Annotated in this window: 23 protein-coding genes and 1 pseudogene; 1 reads left to right on the plus strand and 23 read right to left on the minus strand. The window is 33.7% G+C overall.

What is annotated here, in order from left to right; genetic code table 11:
- The 17 genes and pseudogenes from proB to PTA89_RS08285 all read right to left on the minus strand — a co-directional run bounded on the left by proB (position 1) and on the right by PTA89_RS08285 (position 12,866).
- A complete protein-coding gene (gene proB / locus PTA89_RS08205) occupies positions 1–804 on the minus strand; it encodes a glutamate 5-kinase (protein WP_003701050.1) in 804 nt (267 codons plus the stop codon).
- A 133-nt stretch (positions 805–937) separates the two neighbouring features.
- Complete coding sequence (gene manA / locus PTA89_RS08210) at positions 938–1,903, minus strand: mannose-6-phosphate isomerase, class I (protein ID WP_324177201.1); 966 nt, start codon at positions 1,901–1,903, stop codon at positions 938–940.
- A 255-nt stretch (positions 1,904–2,158) separates the two neighbouring features.
- Complete coding sequence (locus tag PTA89_RS08215; protein WP_003701046.1) at positions 2,159–2,476, minus strand: heavy metal-binding domain-containing protein; 318 nt, start codon at positions 2,474–2,476, stop codon at positions 2,159–2,161.
- Positions 2,477–2,478: 2 nt separating this feature from the next.
- A complete protein-coding gene (locus PTA89_RS08220; protein WP_324177202.1) occupies positions 2,479–3,273 on the minus strand; it encodes a hypothetical protein in 795 nt (264 codons plus the stop codon).
- Entirely contained in the window at positions 3,257–4,135 is an 879-nt protein-coding gene (locus PTA89_RS08225; RefSeq protein ID WP_324177203.1) for an ABC transporter ATP-binding protein, read from the minus strand. Before PTA89_RS08225 ends, PTA89_RS08220 begins: the two co-directional genes overlap by 17 nt.
- A gap of 2 nt (positions 4,136–4,137) precedes the next feature.
- Positions 4,138–4,506 (minus strand): GntR family transcriptional regulator, encoded by a 369-nt coding sequence (locus PTA89_RS08230; protein WP_003701043.1) that lies wholly within the window; start codon positions 4,504–4,506, stop codon positions 4,138–4,140.
- Between the two features lie 136 nt (positions 4,507–4,642).
- Positions 4,643–5,791 (minus strand): mannitol-1-phosphate 5-dehydrogenase, encoded by a 1,149-nt coding sequence (locus tag PTA89_RS08235; protein WP_003709429.1) that lies wholly within the window; start codon positions 5,789–5,791, stop codon positions 4,643–4,645.
- On the minus strand, positions 5,791–6,234 hold the full coding sequence (locus PTA89_RS08240; protein ID WP_003701041.1) for a PTS sugar transporter subunit IIA: 444 nt from the start codon (positions 6,232–6,234) through the stop codon (positions 5,791–5,793). Before PTA89_RS08240 ends, PTA89_RS08235 begins: the two co-directional genes overlap by 1 nt.
- Positions 6,235–6,248: 14 nt before the next feature.
- Complete coding sequence (locus PTA89_RS08245; protein ID WP_324177204.1) at positions 6,249–8,039, minus strand: PTS mannitol transporter subunit IICBA; 1,791 nt, start codon at positions 8,037–8,039, stop codon at positions 6,249–6,251.
- 263 nt (positions 8,040–8,302) lie between these two features.
- Positions 8,303–9,028: a TerC family protein gene (locus PTA89_RS08250; protein WP_014568795.1), complete on the minus strand. Its 726-nt coding sequence runs from the start codon at positions 9,026–9,028 to the stop codon at positions 8,303–8,305.
- Positions 9,029–9,130: 102 nt separating this feature from the next.
- Positions 9,131–9,541: a helix-turn-helix domain-containing protein gene (locus tag PTA89_RS08255; protein WP_324177205.1), complete on the minus strand. Its 411-nt coding sequence runs from the start codon at positions 9,539–9,541 to the stop codon at positions 9,131–9,133.
- Between the two features lie 128 nt (positions 9,542–9,669).
- Entirely contained in the window at positions 9,670–10,488 is an 819-nt protein-coding gene (locus PTA89_RS08260; RefSeq protein WP_134354576.1) for a transporter substrate-binding domain-containing protein, read from the minus strand.
- Between the two features lie 14 nt (positions 10,489–10,502).
- On the minus strand, positions 10,503–11,249 hold the full coding sequence (locus PTA89_RS08265) for an amino acid ABC transporter ATP-binding protein (protein WP_081509972.1): 747 nt from the start codon (positions 11,247–11,249) through the stop codon (positions 10,503–10,505).
- A 22-nt stretch (positions 11,250–11,271) separates the two neighbouring features.
- Positions 11,272–11,967: an amino acid ABC transporter permease gene (locus tag PTA89_RS08270; RefSeq protein ID WP_003701033.1), complete on the minus strand. Its 696-nt coding sequence runs from the start codon at positions 11,965–11,967 to the stop codon at positions 11,272–11,274.
- 383 nt (positions 11,968–12,350) lie between these two features.
- Positions 12,351–12,677: a hypothetical protein gene (locus PTA89_RS08275; protein ID WP_324177206.1), complete on the minus strand. Its 327-nt coding sequence runs from the start codon at positions 12,675–12,677 to the stop codon at positions 12,351–12,353.
- Positions 12,675–12,722: pseudogene (locus PTA89_RS08280) on the minus strand (hypothetical protein); the annotation flags it as partial. The pseudogene PTA89_RS08280 and the gene PTA89_RS08275, both read right to left, overlap by 3 nt.
- Positions 12,723–12,866 carry a hypothetical protein gene (locus tag PTA89_RS08285; RefSeq protein ID WP_268857410.1) on the minus strand — a complete coding sequence of 48 codons (144 nt, stop codon included), beginning with the start codon at positions 12,864–12,866 and terminating at the stop codon, positions 12,723–12,725.
- Positions 12,867–13,042: 176 nt separating this feature from the next.
- Here PTA89_RS08285 and nox point away from each other — a divergent pair, with 176 nt between their 5' ends.
- Positions 13,043–14,386, plus strand: coding sequence for a H2O-forming NADH oxidase (gene nox / locus PTA89_RS08290; protein WP_069468895.1), 1,344 nt, complete (start codon positions 13,043–13,045; stop codon positions 14,384–14,386).
- A 200-nt stretch (positions 14,387–14,586) separates the two neighbouring features.
- On the opposite strand, the gene glmS is transcribed toward nox, so the two are convergent.
- The 6 genes from glmS to dhaL form a co-directional block, all read right to left on the minus strand.
- Complete coding sequence (gene glmS / locus PTA89_RS08295) at positions 14,587–16,404, minus strand: glutamine--fructose-6-phosphate transaminase (isomerizing) (RefSeq protein WP_268857411.1); 1,818 nt, start codon at positions 16,402–16,404, stop codon at positions 14,587–14,589.
- A gap of 144 nt (positions 16,405–16,548) precedes the next feature.
- Positions 16,549–18,633, minus strand: a complete 2,085-nt coding sequence (locus PTA89_RS08300) for a BglG family transcription antiterminator (RefSeq protein WP_324177207.1) — start codon at positions 18,631–18,633, stop codon at positions 16,549–16,551.
- Between the two features lie 85 nt (positions 18,634–18,718).
- Positions 18,719–20,308, minus strand: a complete 1,590-nt coding sequence (locus PTA89_RS08305) for a cation:proton antiporter (protein WP_324177208.1) — start codon at positions 20,306–20,308, stop codon at positions 18,719–18,721.
- Between the two features lie 126 nt (positions 20,309–20,434).
- Entirely contained in the window at positions 20,435–21,142 is a 708-nt protein-coding gene (locus PTA89_RS08310) for an MIP/aquaporin family protein (RefSeq protein ID WP_003705541.1), read from the minus strand.
- A gap of 11 nt (positions 21,143–21,153) precedes the next feature.
- The gene (gene dhaM, locus PTA89_RS08315; protein ID WP_003701022.1) at positions 21,154–21,522 is read right to left on the minus strand and encodes a dihydroxyacetone kinase phosphoryl donor subunit DhaM; all 369 of its coding nucleotides are present in this window, start codon (positions 21,520–21,522) and stop codon (positions 21,154–21,156) included.
- On the minus strand, positions 21,522–22,106 hold the full coding sequence (gene dhaL / locus PTA89_RS08320; protein WP_178847425.1) for a dihydroxyacetone kinase subunit DhaL: 585 nt from the start codon (positions 22,104–22,106) through the stop codon (positions 21,522–21,524). Before dhaL ends, dhaM begins: the two co-directional genes overlap by 1 nt.
- Positions 22,107–22,127: the final 21 nt, after the last annotated feature.

Below are 22,127 nucleotides of genomic sequence, written 5' to 3' on the forward strand. Positions count from 1 at the left end.
CTATTTCTTATGGAATAATGTTCCTATTTGCTTGCCGTTTAAAATTTCAAAAATGATTGAAGGTCTCTTACCATTAGCTAAGACAGCTTTGCGTCCTTCATTAATCATTCTATCCATTGCTTTAATCTTAGTTGCCATTCCACCAGTTCCAAAACGACTTCCTGTGCCACCTGCAGCACCTGTGATTTTTTCGTTAATTTCTGTCACTTCTGAAATTAAGTTAGCATCAGCATATTTTTTAGGATTTTTATCAAATAATCCATCAATATCAGATAAAACTATTAGTAAATCAGCATCAATTCCAGAAGCAACCACTGCAGATAACCAATCATTATCTCCAAAACTTGTTTGATGATCCATTTCATCAACCGCAACTGTGTCATTTTCATTAACCACTGGTATAACTTTCCATTTTAAAAGTTCATTGAAAGTATTCAACACGTTTTCTCTACTTTCAGGATAAGTTAATACATCATGCGTCAATAAAATTTGACTTGTCTTTTGACTGTACATTGCAAATCTTTGTTGATAAATAGTCATCAATTGACTTTGACCAATCGCTGCCAGGGCTTGTTGTTCAGGAATTTGCTTGGGTCGTTGTACCAAGCCCATATTTGCGAGTCCCACACCTACTGCACCTGATGATACTAGAACCACTTCTTTGTCCTCATTCACCAGTCCACTCAAGGTATAACACAACTCATCTATCGCTTGTAAATTAATTTTTCCGTTGGCACGTATCAGGGAACTTGTACCAACTTTTACAACTATGCGTTTCGCATCTTGCAAATTCCTGTTTTCCATCCCTATTCCTCTTTCCTACATTAAATATACTTAAATTTTACACTAACAATCAAAAAAAATCACTCTCTATAATTTTTGTCTATTAAAAAAGTGATTTCCATATTTTTTATCAAATACGAAAATCACTTTATGCTTAAGCTTTTGAGCCTGGTTCTGAAGCAATAATTTCTAAATTACCTTTGATTGTCCATTCTTTAACATCATAAGGTAAGATGAAATGCACGCCTTTTTCAATTTCATAACTCTTATCATTCACAATGATTTGACCTTGGCCTTTTAATACAGAAACCAAAGTATATGGAGCTGCTTTACGAGTGAAAGTTGCTTCTCCACCTTCTAAGCGCCAACGATAAACACTAAAGAAATCTGTTTCTACAAATGTTCTTACATCTGCATCCCCAACTTTTTGGTCCTTAATATCTAATTTAGGATCAACATGAGGTACGTTTGTTACATCAATTGATTGTTGTATATGCAATTCACGTTTTTGACCAGTAGTCTTATCTACTCTATCGAAATCATATACACGATAAGTTGTATCGCTACTTTGCTGGGTTTCTAATACCATGATACCTTTTCCAATAGCGTGAATTGTTCCGCTTGGTACGTATAAAAAGTCACCCGGTTTAACTGGTACTCGTCTTAACAATTTATCCCATTGTCCATTTTCTATTAACTCAGCTAATTCTTCACGAGTTTTAGCATGGTGACCGTAAATCATTTCAGCACCTTCATCAGCGGCCAAAACATACCAACATTCAGTTTTACCTAATTCACCTTCATGTTCTTTAGCGTAAGCATCATCAGGATGAACTTGTACTGATAAATCTTGTTTAGCATCTAGGATCTTTGTCAATAGTGGGAAAACGTCCCCTTCTGCATTTCCAAAGACTTCACGATGATTTGCCCATACTTCATCTAATGTTTGTCCTTTAAATTCACCATTTTCAACAGTTGCTGGACCATGTGGATGAGCTGAAATAGCCCAACATTCGCCAGTATGGTCACTTGGAATAGGATAATTGTATTCTGTCTTTAGGCGACTTCCTCCCCAAATTTTTTCTTGGAATACAGGTTTTAAAAACATTGGTTTATTCATAATTTTTTCTACTTCCTTAATATAATGTATACACTTTCAATTCTAACAAAAATTATTTATTTAGCAACTTAGAACTATGTTTACTTTTAGTAAGCAATATTTTATATAAAAAATAAGTTAAAGAAAATCTACAAAAAGCTAAAATTCCATTTAAAGATTATGGTCATAAAATTCAAACACTCGATCCTAATGGCATTAAATTATTAATTAGAGAATAAGAAAAGGTAGTACCAGAAATTCTGATACTACCTTTTTTTAATCTTCAATAAATTTAACTGCAGTTCCATAAGCTACGACAGATTGCATATCTTGTAGAATAGATCCGGAATCGAAACGCATCATCACAATCGCATCCGCACCCTTTTCAGTAGCTTCCTGTTTCATACGTTCAATTGCTACCATTCGAGCTTCATGTAACATCTTGGTGTAATCTTTAATTTCTCCACCAACAATATTTTTTAATCCTGCTCCAATATTTCTGACAAAGTTTTTAGATTGAGTAGTTACACCGAATACTTCACCCAAGACTTCATACTTTTTACCTGGAATATTTTCTGTTGTTACAACTAACATATCTATCCCTCCGTTCTAATCTTCATCTTCATTAAAAGATGACGTGTCAAAAACGCTCCTAAAATCGCTAATACAATTACTGTTAAAATTGGTGGTAGGAAATTAAAACTATATTCATTTCCATGATAGCTAATTCCCAACAATAGGTAGAAATATTTTACAACTACCATGAAAACTCTTGTCCAAGCAAATGGTAACATCGCAATCCACGAAACAATTCTAGTAATTACTAAAAATGCAGCCATTACAATTCCAAAGATTATCCAAGCGCGATGCTTTTTAGGAAGTAACCCACAAGCTGCCCCGATTGCACTGATCCATGTTACTGTCATAAAAGTTACTAATACATCAAAAAGATAACTTCCCATTGCTTTTACTACTGGATTAGTTCCCTTTAAATAATTTATTGCTATCAAATCATTTGTTCCACTACTTGATACTACTGCATCGTATATAGTTCCAATTAATACTAAAATTAAAGTTCCTAACCCCAACACTATCATTTTATTTTTCCATAATGTTTTACGTGAAATTCCATTTTGATTTAAAAATGCGAATATCTCGTAATTAGTCGCACTAATTATAAATAAAGCACCCATTAAATAAACTGCTAACGGAAAATTGCTCCAAAATCCGAGTGCAATACTAGGAATTTCTTCAGAACTTGACATCATTATCAAAAGGATAGTTCCAATTATATGAATTCCAAATAATATCCCTAACCCTTTCACTGTATCTTCTGCATATTTCCTAGATAGATACTTAACTACACTAATATCTTTACTTGTTAACACCATTTTCACCACCTTGATTTGTTAAATATATAAACATCTTTTGCAAGTCAACGCGTTCAATTTGTACAGTATCTGGTAATATCTTATCGTCATTCAAATCACCATATACATAGTAACCTTGTAAATTACCCAAACTTTCTTTTCCAACGATATTTAGACCTTCAACATAATCTTTAACTTCATTTTGTGGTCCCACAATCAAATGTGATTTAGCCAAAATATCTTCAACATCTTCATCAATTGTAATTTTACTTTCAGATACAATCATGACATGTTCTAAAATATTAGTAATTTCCTCAATCAAATGAGTTGCTACAACGAATGTACGTGGACGTTCACTGTAAGTAGTCATTAATTCCTCATAGAAAATTGTTCGATGATTAGCATCTAAACCTAATACTGGTTCATCCAAGAAGATGTAATCTGCCGGTACACATAATGCAATGATTAACTTAGCGATTGTGTGATAACCTGTTGAAAATTTCCCAAATTTTTGATGAGTATCAATTTTAAATCTTTCAGCTAACTTTTCAGCATATTCATAGTCGAAACTTCCATAAAATTGTTCAGTATATTCGAAAATTTTGTCCAATCTCATACTTTTGTTGTACATATCGACATCATTCATCAAATATAATCTACCTAATGCACTGTCATTTTCTACTAAATTTTCATCGTCCAGTGTTAAATTTCCTTGATCTGCATATAATCGATTAGCGATAATATTTAATAATGTACTCTTTCCAGCACCGTTTCTACCTAAAAGCCCATAAATCTTATTAGGTTTAAATTCTACTGATATATTATCCAATACATTTTTCTTACGAAATTTCTTTGATAATCCATCAATCTTAATTCCTGTCATTACTAATCCACACCTCTCTTCACTAATTCAATTAAATCATCTTCATTCATGCCTAATTTCTTAGCTTCTTGTATCATTTTTACAATATAATCTTGATAAAAAGACTCTTTCCTTCTTTCTAGTAACTTCATATAAGCACCCTCTGTTACAAACATTCCTAAACCTCTTCGTTTTTCCAATAGTCCATCATTAACCAAAATATTCATTCCTTTTAATACCGTTGCTGGATTAATATGGAATTCTTTTGAAATTTCAGTTGTCGAAGGAACCTGTGTACCATCTAAGAAAGCTTTTGTAAAAATTGCTTCCTCTAACTGATTAGCTACTTGCAAGTATATTGGTTCGGTACTATTGAAATTAAAGTGTAACATTCATTTCCACCTCAATTCTTTTTCATATTCAGTTAATTACTTATGTAACTAACTATATATAAAAATAATTTCTTTGTCAACAAAAAAGCAGTCGATCAATGACTTTTATCATCAATCGACTGCCTTAAATGTTAAATTAATCAGCAGCTTTTACACTTGTAGCAATTTCGGCAACTAAGTCAGCATCATCTTTAAGACCTGTTGTTTCAACAATTACGTCCTTCAAATCTTCATCTTTTAGCATCTTTTGAAGTTTTTGACTTTCATCGTCTTGTGGTTCATCAAAGTGATAAATCTTACCCACAGTTTCCATTAATGTTGTGTAACTTAAGCCACGAGCCTTTAATTCGCGAATTGGACGAATGAAACGTTCATCATAACCTAACTTACGGATAGGTGTACGACCTACACGAGCAATATCATCAGAGATGTATGGATTTTCAAAACGACCAATAATCTTATCATGATATTCTTCTAATTCTTTTTCTTGGAAATCCCACTTAGCTAATAATAGTGAACGAATTTCTTTCAAAGTATTCTTTAATTGTGTAAGAACTTTTTCATCCTTAATAGCTTCACCAATTGTTTCATATCCTAAAGCTTTACCAGTGTATGCTACTGTGGCATGACCTGTATTAACTGAGAATAATTTACGTTCAATATATGGTTCAAGATCAGGAGCATAGTGGACTGTTTCTAGCTTCAAGCTAGGATTCTTCATTTGACTTTCATCAACAACCCATTCCTTGAACTCTTCTACTGATACCAACAATGGATCATCATGCTTTTGTAGAGGAACGATACGGTCTACCGCTGCATTAGGAAAACCAATATATTCATCAGCAAAAGCTTTTACATCGTCATCTAAGTGGCTGTAAACTTCTTCTTTAAGATGTTGTGAACCACCAATCATGTTTTCACATGCAATTACATCTAATGTTTGCTTGTTATCAGCATCTTTACGAGCCTTAATACCATCAGCAATCAATGGTGCGATGAACTTCAAAATCTTAGGACCAATTGCTGTTGTTACTAAATCAGTAGTCTTAATAGCTTCAACAACTTTTTCTGGATGTTCACCATTATTGATTCCATCAACATTTTCTACATGAATCTTCTTTTGACCAGGTGCAGCCAATTCGATATCATATTCTCCACGTTGATTCAAAGCACTAATGATAGTGTCATTTACATCTACAAAATCAATTCCAAAACCATTGGCGGCTAAAGTTTCACCAATAAATCCACGACCAATATTACCTGCTCCAAAATGTACTGCTCTCATTATTTTCCAACTTCCTTCAATAAATTAATTATTTCTTGTGGTGTTTGTGCATCTGCTAATTTAGCAACATTTGAAACATCACTGCAATATAAAGCGATTTGTGATAATAGATTTAAGTGTTCATTACCTAAACCTGCAATTCCAAAGACAACAGTTACCAATTGTTCACTGTCATTTTCTCCACTGAAGTCTACGCCCATTGGAATTTGCACTACTGAAATTCCTGTCTTTTTAATATATTGTTTACCTTCGTCCGTACCATGAGGGATAGCGATAAAATTACCCATATATGTTGAGACATCATTATTACGTGCAATCATTGAGTCGATATATTCTTTTTCAACACAACCTGCATCTACCAATAATTGTCCCGCCATACGAATTGCTTGATCTCTTGTGGCAACATCTTGATTTAAAGAAATCATATTTGCTTGTAATTCCATTACTCTCTCACCTCTTATTTCAATTTAGCTACAATATCTTGTAACTTCTTGTCTGTTAATAAATCATCTACAACTACAGTTTGAATGTCTGTGTAACGAACTGCCAAATTCTTCTTAGCAGCTGCTGTTACGATTACTAAGTGCTTATCAGAATCTTCAAGTTCATTAATTCTTACAGCCTTAACTGGTGTTTGCTTGTTAGCTTTATTCATGCTATCACTGAACAAACTTGTAGCCATTGTTACTGTACCAATGTGTTGATCATGACGAATGAAGTTTACTTCTTCAACTTTAGCAAAATCTACATTACCTAAGTCGCCTGCTTCTGCATTTTTTACTGTATTTTCTGTTGCTTGTGGTTTATCTTGAATTTGAGATAGAGCCTTTAAGTTTGCAACAATTTCATCGTATTTTGGACTGCTCAAGAAGTTATCTACAGATACATGCATTGCGCTTGGTGTTCTTTGTAATGCACGTTCAGCTAATTCTTCTTGTGTAACAACTAATAATCCTTGTTCATCTTTTAGACGGTTTACAGCGGTATTTGTAACAGAAATGTCTTTGATACCAGCCTTCTTAACCTTGTCACGTAATAAGGAAGCACCCATTGCAGATGAACCCATTCCGGCATCACACGCAAAGATAATCTTCTTAACATCTGCGTAACTATCAACAGAATCTTGTGCAGCTTGACTTGATGGCATTTCTTTACCTTTAGATTCAGCTTTCATGGCTTCCATTTCAGCTTGTTTTTCTGCTAAATCGTCGCCAGTTGACTTATCGTGTTTCAAGATAATAGAAGCAACCAAGAATGATACTACTGCAGCTACGAACACACCTGATAATACAGCTAGATATGATCCCTTAGGAGTCATTAGAAGAATAGCGATAATTGAACCAGGAGATGCAGCAGCTTTTAAACCAGCTCCTAAAAGTTGGAAAGTAAATGTACCAGATACACCACCTGCAATTGCAGCTAAAATCAATGCTGGTTTCATCAAAATGTATGGGAAGTAAATTTCATGAATACCACCAAAGAAGTGAATAATTGCAGCACCTGGTGCAGAACCTTTAGCAGATCCTTTTCCAAAGAACATGAATGCTAACAAAATACCAAGACCTGGACCTGGGTTAGATTCAAGTAAGAACAATACTGATTTACCAGCAGTTGATGCTTGTTGAATACCTAATGGAACCAAGATACCATTACCAATAGCGTTATTTAAGAACAATACCTTAGCTGGTTCAATAAAGATATTAGCTAATGGCAACATGTGAATAGAGATGATGAAGTCAACACCTTTACTCATGAAGTTGCTACCTGCAACAACTAATGGGTTAACTACATAAGTTCCTAAAATAGCTAACAACATTCCCAAAATACCACTAGAGAAGTTGTTATAAATCATTTCAAAACCTGATCTGATCTTATCTTGGAATAATTGGTCAAATTTCTTAATGCACCAACCACCAAGAGGTCCCATGATCATAGCCCCTAAGAACATTGGAACCTTAGCACCAACAACTACCCCCATTGTAGCGATGGCACCAACAACGGCACCACGTTCTTCGTACACCATACGTCCACCAACATAACCGATTAATAATGGCAATAAATAAGTTAACATTGGGGAAATCAATTTAGCGATATGTGCATTAGGGAACCAACCTTGTTCCATAAAAATAGCTGTGATTAAACCCCAAGCAATAATTGCAGCTATGTTTGGCATAACCATACTAGATAGCGATGTACCTAACTTTTGAACCTTCGCTTTAAGTGAAGTTTTCTTTTTTGCTTCTTGCATTTTTTTCTCCTCTTTTCTTCCTGATTTATCTTACAAGTTTATGGTAACGCTTGCTGAATGCGGATACAATTCATTTTAAATGTGACTTTGGCACAGTTGTCAGTGTCAAAATTAATTATTTTCTTCACAATACGTGTAAAAGCTTGGTTTAATCGACTTTCTCTCTACTACTTATTTGTGACACATTCTCATTTTTTGACCACAATAATCCTTGATCAACCAAAAAATGCAATGAATTCTTCAACTCATTGCATTTTTACATATTAATTTTTAATTCTATGAACAATAAAAGTTGCGACAATCGAACCTAGTACAATTACCCCAAATAATAGATTAGGGATTTCAATATCAATCATAGGAATTGTTAGGAATAGTTTAATTGCAATTAATGCAATCAAACCATATGCTGTCGTTTCTAATTCTGGTACAATTTCCATTAACCTCATGATAATTTCAGCAATTCCTCGCATTGCTAGAATACCTATTAACCCACCGATTAAAACAATCACAGGGTTAGGCGAAATCGCCAATGAAGCTAAAACTGAGTCAACCGAGAATACAATATCCATCATTTCAATGGATACAACTACAGACCAAAACAGTGGTAGTATACGTTTTTTAGCTTTCTTACCGTCCTTCTTTGGTTTAGGATTCTTCTTACGATAAAAATGACTAACAGCAAGATACATTAAATATGCTGCCCCTGCCACTTTTATCTCCCAGAAATGAATTAGATAGGCTCCCAAACCAATCAAGATGAAGCGGAATATATAAGCTCCCCAAAGTCCATAAAAAAGAGATTTTTCTTGTTGTTTTTTATCTGGTAATACCTGTGTCTGTGCAGCCAAAACAATCGCATTATCAACAGACAATAAACATTCAATCAATACTAGTGATAGGATGATCATCCAATCTTCACCAGAAGTGACTACTGTTCGCCAGTTATTAGCATCAAAAAATGGACCATATAATTGTTGTAATATATCCAATTAGTAATTTGATCTCCCTTCAATTATCTTTATCCAAGTATATTTTATCAAAATTTTCTATCTTAAAGTGACTTTAAGCATTACCTTTACAAGAAATTTACATTAATCTAATGGTAAAGCAAGGTCATCTGTATCATCATCATTTAAGTCACTTACTTCTGCATATTTTCCACGAATATGAGCTTTAATTAAACCATAAATCTCAGTTCTATCAGCAGAAGTTAGAGTGCGTCCTTCAAATTTCATTCGTGCATTAGAGGCAAAGAGTTCATTTAAATCTATTTTTCCTCTCATATCTCCGATTAAAAAGTTAGGTGTTACTCCAAAAAAACGACATAACTTTATAATTTCAAGATATGAAGGTGTATTTACGCCTCGTTCCCAGCTTCCAATCTGAGGCCCTGTATTCTTTTTTTCTTGCTTGCCTTTTTCCATTTCATTCATTTCTTTAGCTAAACCAGCTAAGGAAAGACCTTTACCAGTCCTTAAGGCACGTAATTTTTCTGGAAACATAATTCTCAGCCCCTTTCACTTTATAAGTATATTATAATTCATAATTACAAAAATTTGTAAGCTGATTTATTTTTCGGCATAAAAAAACGAGGTCTTACTAAAACCCCGTTACTTAATTTAGATTGACTTTACTTAGTAATGTCGCCACCAACATACTTCTTAGAAAGTTTTGTTAATGTACCGTCATTACGTAATTGCTTCAAAGCTTTGTTTACATCTTTCTTCAAGTCTGTATTCTTCTTAGCCATCAAAGCACTGATCTTAGCTGGCTTTTCATCTTTGGAAACATCTTTAGCTTGAAGTCCCTTGACATTCTTACCATCTTTCTTGTAAGCATACCATGCAGACATTGAGTTAATTGTTCCCTTTACACGACCTTGACGAACCATGTCTAAGGAAGTTGAAAATTCACTAGAAGGAACAACTTTAGCACCAAATTTCTTAGCTACTACAGAGTTGTCAGTTCCTGTACCACTAGCAATTTTTACACCTTTAATATCTTTCAATGTGTTCAAGCCACTACCTTTTTTAGAAATCAAAGCAAAGTGAGAGTAGATGTATGGAGTAGAGAAACCAAATTTAGCTTGTCTTTCCTTAGTAACTGTAATGTTGTTCAAAACAATATCATATTTGCCAGTATTTACACCTTCAATTAATCCATCCCATTTAGTTGGTACGAACTTTGCTTTTAAGCCCATTTGTTTAGCAATATCCTTACCAAGTTCAACTTCAAAACCTGTTAATTTCCCATCTTTACGGTATGAGTATGGAGCAAAAGTTCCTTCTAACCCAATTGTTAAAGTTCCCTTTTGCTTCAATTCACTACTTGTAGCAGCTGAAATTTTATCTGCACTAGCTTGTGCTGGACGAGCAACGTTAAATGCTAATCCCAAACTAGCTACCCCAACAAATGCTGCAACTGATTTAATTAATTTTCCATATTTCATTATTATTCCCTCCATTAATCTAAATTACTTAACGTCATCGCGGATAAAAAGTTCTTTATTCTTTGATTATCTGAATTGAAAAAGTCATCTTTAGGACCTTGGAACAATATTTGTCCATCTTCAACAAATAAGATCTTATCCGCAACTTTCTGTGCGAAAGCCAAATTATGTGTAACTATTATCAACGATTGTTTTTCTTTAGCTAACTGTAATAATACTTTTAAAACTTCTAATTCTAACTCCGGATCCAACGCACTAGTTGGTTCATCTAGTAGGATATATCTAGGATTCATCGCTAATGATCTAGCAATCGCCACACGTTGAGCTTGTCCACCTGATAGTTGTTGCGGATAGGCATCTGCTTTATCTGCTAAACCAACTTTTTCAAGTAATTCATAAGCTCTTTTAGTTGCTGATTCCTTATCTTCTTTTAACACATGAACTGGTCCTTCAATAATGTTCTTCAAAACTGTCAAATGTGGAAAAAGGTTGTAATTTTGAAAAACCATTTCTGTTTCACGACGAACTTCTAAAATCTCTTTTTTAGAGATTCCTTTCTTAAAGTCCAACTCTAAATCATCAAAATAATATTTCCCACTTTCAGGCATCTCAAGTAAATTCAATGAGCGTAACATCGTTGACTTTCCTGAACCAGATGGACCTACTAAAACTGTAGTCTGATTATTTTCAAATGTTGTCGTAATATCTTTTAAAGCTAAATTACCACCAAAAGTTTTATTCACATTTTCTAAACGTAACATTCAATCACCTCACTTACTTTACTTATTGAGTTGCCACATAACGTGACGTTACTTTCTCAAGCCATCCTTGTAAGAAGGATAATACCGTACATAGAATTGCATATAAGACTGCTACTGTGCAGTACATTACTAACGGCTCGTAATTTTCAGCTGCAATTTGTTGACTAACTTCAAACATTTCCACAATCGTAATAGAAGCTGCTAAAGATGTATCTTTCACTAAACCAATGAAACTATTAGCTAACGGTGGCAATGAAACTCTAGCTGCTTGAGGGATGATTATTCTCATCAATGCTTGTTTATGAGTCATTCCAATTGAGGCAGCAGCTTCCCATTGTCCTTTAGGGATTGAGGTAATTGCCGCACGAATTGTTTCGGAAGCATATGCCCCGGTATTAAGTGAAAAAACTATAATTCCTGATGTAAATGGATCTAACTTTATTCCTTCTGGTGCTAGTCCCTTGATTTTTAGATACGGTAATCCAAAGTATACAATAAATAATTGGACCAATAATGGTGTACTTCTAAATAGCCAAACATAAAATCTAAAAATTGCTTTGATAACCAAGAAAGGTCCTTTAGTTTGCGAAATTCTAATTAAAGCTGTAACCAAAGCTAAAATCAATCCTAGAATAAATGAAATAATCGCTAACGGAATTGTGTACTTTATTCCAGCTGATATTAACTCAGGTAAAGAACTAATAACTGTATGCCACATATACTCTCACCTTCTCTTCTTATGTAATGTTCTCAAAATAAAAATGCTATTAGTCTTGTCTCCGACTAATAGCATTCACCGATTTAAATATCTAATTACTTACATACGATTAAATATTCCATCATTAGCGTGAAGATGTTAGTCTTTGACTAGAATTATACATACCAAAAAGCATGTTACACATCATCATGTAACATGGTTGAACCATCAACATTGCTTGGTATGAACCTTTAGCCATTTTCTAACACTCCTTCATTTCAAGATACTATAAGAATACAATTTTACTTCTTTTTTGTCAATAAATTTCACACGAGAAATTAAAAACACCTTACAATCGTTAATTTTTTTCTAACGATTATAAGGTGTCTTGTACAAACTATAGCTTATTCTTTCGCGCCAGTTATAGTATTAAAGTAATACTTCTTTCCATTTATCAACTGATGTCCATATAACATCCAACCATCTTTGTTGTAGTAAACTGTCTTACTTTGATTAGCAATGTATTGGAAACCTCGTTGCATAGCTCCCTTACTATCAAATAAATACCAATGTCCGCCTATATTCTTTTGTCCTACTGTCATTTTGCCGGTTACTTTATCAAAGTAATATACTTTTCCATCTATATTTTGCCAGCCATATAGCATCCAACCGTCTTCATTGTAGTAAACAGTTTTATTTTGATAACCAATATTTTGGAAACCTTGTTGCATAACTCCTTTGCTATCAAATAAGTACCAGTGACCATCTATATTCTTTTATCCCGTTGTCATTTTACCTGTTATTTTGTCAAAATAATGTACTTTACCATCTATATTTTGCCAACCATATAGCATCGTTCCATCATCAGAATACCAAACTACTTTATCTTGTATAGGAATATATTTTTCTCCTATAGTCATTGTTCCGGTCACTTTATCAAAGTTGTACCACTTACCATTGATATTTTGTTAGAGAAAAATAAGAGAAATGTAACAAAAGAATTTTTAATTTTAAAAAATATATTGCACGATATTGTGAACAATGTTACAATTTAATTGTTAAAACGTTTACAAACTATTTTAGGAGGTCTTTTATGATGACAAAGACTGTAATTATTGGTACAAATCACGCTGGAATTGCTGCTGCTAATACATTATTGGATAATTATCCAGATCAAGAAGTAGTGATGATTGATAGAAATTCTAATTTAAGTTACTTAGGATGCGGAACAGCACTTTGGGTAGGACGACAAGTGAACGATTATCATGGGTTGTTCTATACCAAAGTAGAAGATTTCACAAATAAAGGTGCTAAAATTACCCTTGAAGCAGAAGTTAAAGATATAGATTTTGATAAAAAAGTAGTTCACTATATTAAGAAAGATGGCACAGAATTAACTGAAGATTACGATAAACTAATTCTAGCAACGGGTTCTCTACCAATATCTCCTAATGTAGCTGGTAAAGATTTAAACGGAATTCATTTCTTGAAATTATTCCAAGATGGTCAAGATGTAGATAAAGAACTTTCTGCAGAAGAAGTAAAGAATGTAGCAGTTATCGGAGCTGGTTATATCGGAGTTGAAATTGCTGAAGCTGCTAAACGTCGGGGTAAGAATGTATTACTATTTGACGCAGCTGATCGTTCCTTATCTACTCATTATGATAAAGCATTCACCGATTTAATGGATAAAAACTTAGCTGATCACGGTATTGAAAATCATTTTGGTGAGTTAGTAACAGAATATAAAGGTAATGACCAGAATCATGTAACTCAAGTTGTAACTGCTGAAGGTGAATATGATGTTGATTTAGTGATTAATGCAATCGGATTTAGACCTAATAATTCATTGGGTAAAGATCATTTGAAACTATTCAAAAATGGAGCTTACTTAGTAGATCGTTATGGACAAACAAGCGATAAAAATGTATATGCAGTTGGAGACTGTGCCACAATTTACTCAAATGCTCTAGATAAAATGACTTATATTGCTCTAGCTTCTAATGCTGTTCGTTCAGGTATTGTAGCTGCTCACAATCTTGCTGGGACTAAGCTTGAATCAGTAGGGGTACAAGGCTCAAATGGAATTAACATTTGGGATTTGAAGATGGTTTCAACAGGACTATCAGTAGAGGCAGCGAAAAAATTCGGTTTAGATGTAGAGTATACAGACTTTGAAGACTTACAAAAACCAGCTTTCATGCCTAAAGATGTAAATGCAGAAGTTAAGATCAGAATTGTTTATGAAAAAGAAAGTCGGAGAATTGTCGGAGCTCAACTAGCTTCAACGGAAGATGTTTCAATGGCAATTCACATGTTCTCACTGGCAATTCAAGAACATGTAACTATTGATAAGTTAAGTTTATTAGATATTTTCTTCTTGCCACACTTTAACCAACCATATAATTATATAACAATGGCTGCGTTATCAGCAAAATAAATCTTAGTCAAGACTATTCAGTGAAAGAAATTTTTATTGGATAGTCTTTTTATTACTATTTTCTAAAATTTATCTGAAAATGTATTTTCCCCCAGCCTTTGGTTTGAGTTCAGGTTAGTTTACCATGCAATAGCATAAGACCTATGCTGCATATAAAAAAGAGCTGGACAATTCCAACTCTTTTTTAATATTAATATTTTTTATTCAACTGTAACACTCTTAGCTAAGTTACGTGGCTTATCAACATCGTATCCACGTTGGATTGATGCATAGTAAGCTAATAATTGTGCTGGGATAATAGCCAATAATGGTGATAACAATGGTGTTACTTCTGGTAATACCACTTGATCACCTTCTTGAGCCACATCACGACTAGCAATAAATAATACATTAGCACCACGAGCTAATACTTCTTGAGCATTACTACGTGTATGAGTTGCTGTCTTAGGATCTGTAATTACTGCTACAACAGGTGTACCTTCTTCAATCAAAGCAATTGTACCGTGCTTCAATTCACCGGAAGCAAAGCCTTCTGTTTGAATGTAAGAAACTTCTTTCAATTTCAAAGCTGCTTCTTGAGCTACATCATAGTCAATTCCACGACCAATGTAGAAAGCATTACGTGTTGTTGCTAACATATCCTTAGCAATCTTTTCAACAGTACCTTTTTCGTCAACTAATTCTTGCATACCATTAGCTACTTTAGTCAATTCAGTAGCAACATCGAATTCCTTAACCTTATCAATGTTTTTAGCTTCGCCATAAGCTTTAACCAAGATAGCTTCTAGAGCAATTTGTGCTGTATAAGCTTTAGTTGAAGCAACAGCAATTTCTGGACCTGCATATAGTAACAATGTATATGTTGCTTCACGATCCAAAGTAGAGTTTTGTACGTTTGTAATTGTTAAACTTGGATAACCTTGTGCATTTACTTGAGTAAGCACTTGACGACTATCAGCTGTTTCACCACTTTGAGTCAAGAAGATGAAGAATGGTTTTTCTGACAACAATGGTGGATTGTAAGCAAATTCTGAAGCAACATGAACTTCAGTTGGAATATTAGCTAATTTTTCAAATAATTCCTTACCTACTAAACCAGCATGGTAACTTGTACCAGCAGCTACGATATACAAACGATCTGCTTTTTCTAAAGCATCCAATAGTTCTTTATCGATGTTGATAGAACCATCTTCTGCTACATAATGTTGAACTAAGTTACGCATTACACCAGGTTGTTCATCAATTTCCTTAAGCATGTAGTATGGGTATGCACCCTTTTGAGCTGCGGCTGGATCTGTATCTACATGGAATGGTTCACGATTGATAACATTTCCATCTGGGTCCTTGATAGTAATTGAATCAGGCTTTACAATTACGATTTCACCATCAACTAATTCGATGAAGTCATGGGTTTGACTCAACATTGCAATTGCGTCTGAACATACAACATTGAAACCATTACCAACACCAATCAACAATGGACTCTTATTCTTAGCAACAAATAATGTATCTGGTTCTTCTTTATCCATCAATAAGAAAGAGTATGATGAACTTTCATCAACTAATCCTAGAACTTTTTTAAATGCTGCTTCTGTGTCTAGTCCTTCATCAGAGAATTTACCGATCAATTGTACAATGACTTCTGTATCTGTACTACTTACCAAAGTTACATCTTGTAAGTATTCATCACGTAATTGAGCAAAGTTTCCAATCACACCATTGTGTACTAAGAAGAAACGGCCATTTGCTGATACATGAGGATGAGCATTAACCTTGCTAGGAATCCCATGTGTAGCCCAACGTGTATGACCGATACCTGTTGAACCCTTAACTTCTGGACCAACTTCTGCACGTAAATCGGAAATACGACCTTTTTCTTTTACTAAAAAGTCCTTACCATTTTGATCATTTACGTAAATTCCAGCTGAATCATAGCCACGATATTCTAATTGTTGTAATCCATCTAATAAAATGTTTGTTGCATCATTATTACCAGTAACACCGACAATACCACACATATGTTATTTACCTCTCAAATTCAAATCTTTATTTTCTAAAATTGGTATAGACCTTGATTTCTTATTTCAAATTATTGAAAATGCTTATAAATCAAGGTAACAGCTACAATATACATTAATATTTATTGCTTGTCAACAATCATTTCATCTAATTGGTATAGCTGATTTTATTTCTTGTAAGAACCTTACAGCAATCGCATTTTGTAACTCTTCCTTTGTACCAGTTGCGAATAATTTCAAAGTATCATCACTCATCACAATCATGCTACTTACCATTCCCATTACATCTTGCTCAATATCTGATAATCTTTCAGGTCCCAACATTAATAACATTCTTGAAACTTCAATTTCAGTTTGATCCATAGCTTTCATCTTTAGAGATTGGTCTAAATCAATTACGGTAAAATAACAACGTTTAACTTCCGGGCTGCTAGTATGTAACAAGGCCATGTTACTATTAGGAATTCCAATCGGAGCTAAATCTATTCTACGTTTTAAATTTTCAGCTACTTGTCTTTTATCTTTTACTATTCCTTGTCCAATTCTATTTGTAATTTCTTTAATTACTTGAGATAAGTTTTCAGTAGATTTATTTTTTAATGTAATTACTTCAATTCCATTTACTAATTCCGTACAGAATAATGCCCCTATCGCAATACCATTCAACTTTTTAGTTGGTTGTAACTTAGAATTATTCAAATAAACATTATTATTTTCTGTTTCTTTGCCGATATAATTTTCCTGATATTTTTTCAAATAATCTTTAATATTACTAATCTCATCATCTAATAATAGAGGGCTAACTATTTGATATTTTCTTGGAAAACCTGGTAATTTTAAAGTAGATAAAATTAAATCATAGCCACTTAAATCAAGGTCTTGAAGTTGTGCAATTTTAGAAATTTTTACTTTCTTAACTTCTGGAATTTCTTGCTTTAATCTTTGTCCCAAGATCGATGATGTACCGATCCCATTTTCACAAATTACTAGCGCTTTCAAATCTCCTCGATAATGACGACTAGTATATTCATTAGCGAAATACAGTAGCAATAATTGTAGTTCAGATTGTGCTAACTTTTCATCTGGAAAACTAACTTTCCACGCTTGTTTAATAGCATTAAATAAATCTTGATACCTTTCGCTTAATCTAGTTAAAGTTTCAATTCTCGTATTAGGTAACCTTTCAACCTGATGACTTACTAAACCAGCAATATGCGTTGTCAGACGTTTCAAAAATGCCGGATTACGTTGAAAATCCCATTTCATTTTTTCAGAAACTGTTTGAACGAAAGACTTTATTTGTAGTGATAAAGCCAGTTCTTGATCATTATCATAAAATGTCGGAGAACTCTCATTATCACAACTTTGGAATTGATTAGCTAAATAGATAATTTCTTTTCTATCTAATTTTAATGGTTCTATTTGTGAATACTCAGCCATAAATTGATAAACCAATGATTGATATTTCAACGAACCATCAATAGCCTTAATTTCACCCAAATTATCAGATGAGGCAGCTCTTTCTAAACAAATGGTTGTTAATAATATCAGCTGCATTGATTGATGGTCTGACTTGATATTTATTTTTTTTAATACACTTTTGTTTAGAGCTTGAGTTACTAATTGAATCCTTTTTTTCGGTAATAATTTCAAAAAGTAATTGTTTCCCCCGACATCCTGATCGTCACCAATATACTTAAAGAAACGATAATCATTGATCTCACTCAATAAGATACCGCATAGTACCTGACGTCTTTGAAATTCAGTACCTTTAACTGAAATGCCTACACCTTTTTTCTTAATTAAAGTTATCCCATATTTTCCAAGTGCCAAGGCTACTTCCGTTAAATCTCGTTGTACAGTACCTTCACTTACTTTTAGAGACATCGCCAGACTAACAATTTTTTGTGGCTCATCTTCTAGTAAAAGCATTACCGCCAAAATACTTTGCCTTTCAGATACTGACATTTCTTGTTGACTAGGACTATCACCAATATCTTCACGCAATTGTTCAATATCTCTTTCTTGTCCTTGAAGTACATATTTCCCATCAATGTTAGAAATTGTCAGTCCTCTTCGCTCTAAATCCAATTTTAGCTCGTTAAATTCACGATAAATGGTTCTTCGACTAACATTGACGCTTTCTTCAAGCTGTTTAATCGTTGTCCCATTTGATATTCGTAATAATATCGATAAAATTTCTTTTTGCCTTTTTGTAAGAATTATCATAGGAATTAACATCCTTTCACGCTACTTTGACAAATTTAGACATTATCTAATATTTAGTCTAACTCACAATTTTATTAAAGTAACCCTATTCTTCAATAAATTCCGAATTGAGAACTATCGACTCAGCTAAAAGAATTTCACTATATAAGTGATACACATATTTTTCATACCGTGCTTCTTTTTGAGAAATCATATCTAAATATTGTCGTTCTTGATAGAATGCATTAATAAATGCACGTCTTTCCATTTCTTTTTCCGCTTCTGTATATTGTGGATGACGTACTGCATTACGCCATTCTTTGACAAAATCCCCTGTTCTTGTATTTTGATTTTGAGACTTCAAATCAAAAATTACAGATTGTTTTACATTTTTCGCTAAGTACATTTTCTGCACAGTGGCGATTGCTTGTTGAATCATTTCTTCTCTTAATTCATCTAATTCCTTTTCACCATCTTCATCAGACACATCTTTATCTAAAATGAACCTAAAAATAACAGTAGGAACTATCATACTTAAAATAATCAGTACACTTTCAGACATCACTACTAGACTAAAATCTTGGCTATTAACACTAGTCTTAGCCACTGTAAATGCTAGGGATAACGTTACAGCTCCATGCACACCACCTAAAGAAAAGATCCAACCTGCACGATTATCCATTTTAAATTTAATTCTGCCATATATATACCGTACAATTACATTGGATAAGTACAAAATTGCACCTAAAGTTATCCAGATCCACGAATTATAAGTGATACTCTCATCTTTTATGATATTAACCAACATCATTCCTAAAATTACAAAAACTATGCTATTGAAAAGTTCCGTAATGATTGAAACTAAATTTGTACCCATATACACCATTTGAGCATTCGCTAATCGACTACGTTGAGTTTCAGCATTATGCACCAATCCTGCACAAACTACTGCAATAATCCCAGAAACATGAAATTCTTCCGCCAGATAATAGATAATAAATGGTGTCATTAAATAAATAATCACCTGTGCATTTACAGAATTATACGAACTTCTAAGGAGTGCTTGCCTGAATAAAACAATAATCCATGCGATTATAAAACCAATTACAATCCCACCACCAGCAGATAAAATAAAATCTGTCAATGTTTCACGATAGTTTATTCTTCCATTGATATACCATAAAACAGCCATGTTTAATAAAATAATTCCTGAAGCATCATTAAATAATGATTCCATTTTTAAAAAGAATCCTTCGCGACGTGGAATTTTTAGTCCTTCAGTTACTGATTGAGTGGCTGTTGCATCAGTTGGTGTACTGATTGCAGCTAAGATAAAAGCCAATGGCAAGCCAATCTTACCAATTGCATAGCTACTAAATCCGGCTACGATTGCACAAAGTAAGACCATGATAACTGTAACTTGGAAAATTTGTTTTACCCTTTTACCAACTACATTAAGGAAAGTAGCTTGCCCTTCAAAGAATAATAGCGGTGCTACGATTAAAAGCATAAAAACTTCTGGATTAAATGAACGGATGTCATAAGTCGTTACAGGAAGTAATCCTAAAACCGCTCCCATAATTAAACTAACGTAATTCATTGATACTTTAGCAAACATCTCAGCAATTATAATGCTGATAACAGCAAAAAATACCAATTCGAATAATAAAATTATTATCTCCAAACTATCTATCATCCCTTCCTTGTGTTATCTATAAGTTAATTCTAGCATAAAATATAAAAAATTTGTACGAATTAAGCAAACAAAAAATCTCAATAGAACTATCTACTGAGATTTTTAATATTTACAACAAATAAAATTTTATACTAATAAATATTGTAAGCCAGCAGCTAAGATTCCTCCAACAATTGGTCCTAACATTGGCACCCACGCATAACCCCAATTTGCATTACTCTTATTAGGTACTGGTAATACTGAATAAGCAAATCTTGGAGCCCAGTCACGAGCTGGATTCAAAGCGAAACCTGTTGTTCCACCTAAAGCTTGACCAACTACCATGATCAATAAACCAACGATTAATGGCTTCAATCCTTTTGTAAAGTCACCAAGATTTAATAATGTAAAGATAAATACAAAAGTTGCGATTGTTTCACTCAAGAAATTATATAAACCATTGTCAATAGCTGGACCAGTTGCGAAAATTCCAACTACATTACCATCGCTAGTATTCTTAGCATTCTTGAATTGTGCTCCATATTGGATAATTACTAAAACTGCACCAACAAAAGCTCCTAAAAATTGTCCTAATAAATAAGGTAAAACTTGACTCCAAGGAAAGAAACCAAACAGAGCAAATCCAATTGTTACTGCTGGGTTCAAATGCCCTTGTGACCCAAAGCTACCGGCTACATAAACACCAAATGTTACAGCCATCCCCCATGCTAATGTTACAAATAGCCAGCCAGCATTACGTGCATAAGAAGTTTTAAGGTTTATGCCAGCACCGGTTCCTACACCCAGAACGATTAAAATCATCGTACCAAGAAATTCACCAATAAATCCGTTCATAGTACTCACCTCTATTTAATTTTTAGTGGTTCTAATTGCTTTTCTACTTCCTGTAAATCTACTCCAGCTTCAAGAAGTGTTGCTGCTGTATATGCTCCTTCGATTAAAGCAACATCATAGAGATGAACTTTTTTATCTGTCATTTCGATCGCCATCTCTAAGTTCATTTTTGCACTTCCTAAATCATAGAAAGCCAAAATTTCATCAGCATCATTTTCTTCAAAAGCATTCATGATTTTTTCCATACTTGTCCCAACATCATTATCTTCAGTTCCACCAGCTGTTGTAATAGGAACATCCTTAGCTACCTGAGTCAACAATCTTGGCAATCCATTAGCAACTTCATAAACGTGAGAAACAATTGTAATTCCAAAACTCATTACATAACCCCCGCTTCTAAAAGGGCCGTAAATAGATAACCACTTGATACAGCACCTGGATCTAAATGTCCAACTGAACGTTCACCTAAGTAAGAAGCACGACCTTTCTTGGCAACCATATCCTTTGTAGATTCAACTGCTGCGTCAATATCTGCTTGAGTTAGACTATTATCTTTTAATTTTGGTACTAATGCTGTCCAAACATCCACCATTGTCTTATCTCCAGCTTCGGCTCCACCACGTTTCTTAATTCCAGCTAAAGCTAATTCCATTAATTCTGCTAAATCATCTGTTTTAGCACTAGCTTTGGCCATTTCTAAAAATGCAGTTCCATATAAAGGACCAGAAGCACCACCAACTTTACTAATCAAGGACATCGCTGTAACCTTAAATACTCCAACAATATCTTCTGGTTGCTTACTTGCTAAAGTTTCTTTAACTGCAGCCATACCACGAGCCATGTTATTACCATGATCTCCATCTCCAATTGGTGTATCTAAATCACTAAGATATGCCTTGTTAGTTTCAATTAAATCACCAAATATTTCTAACCATTTTTCTAAGTTTTCTTTAGTTACTGACATTTCAATCTTCCTTCCCTACCT

Source organism: Ligilactobacillus salivarius, from assembly GCF_035231985.1.
Classification (GTDB): Bacteria; Bacillota; Bacilli; order Lactobacillales; family Lactobacillaceae; genus Ligilactobacillus; species Ligilactobacillus salivarius.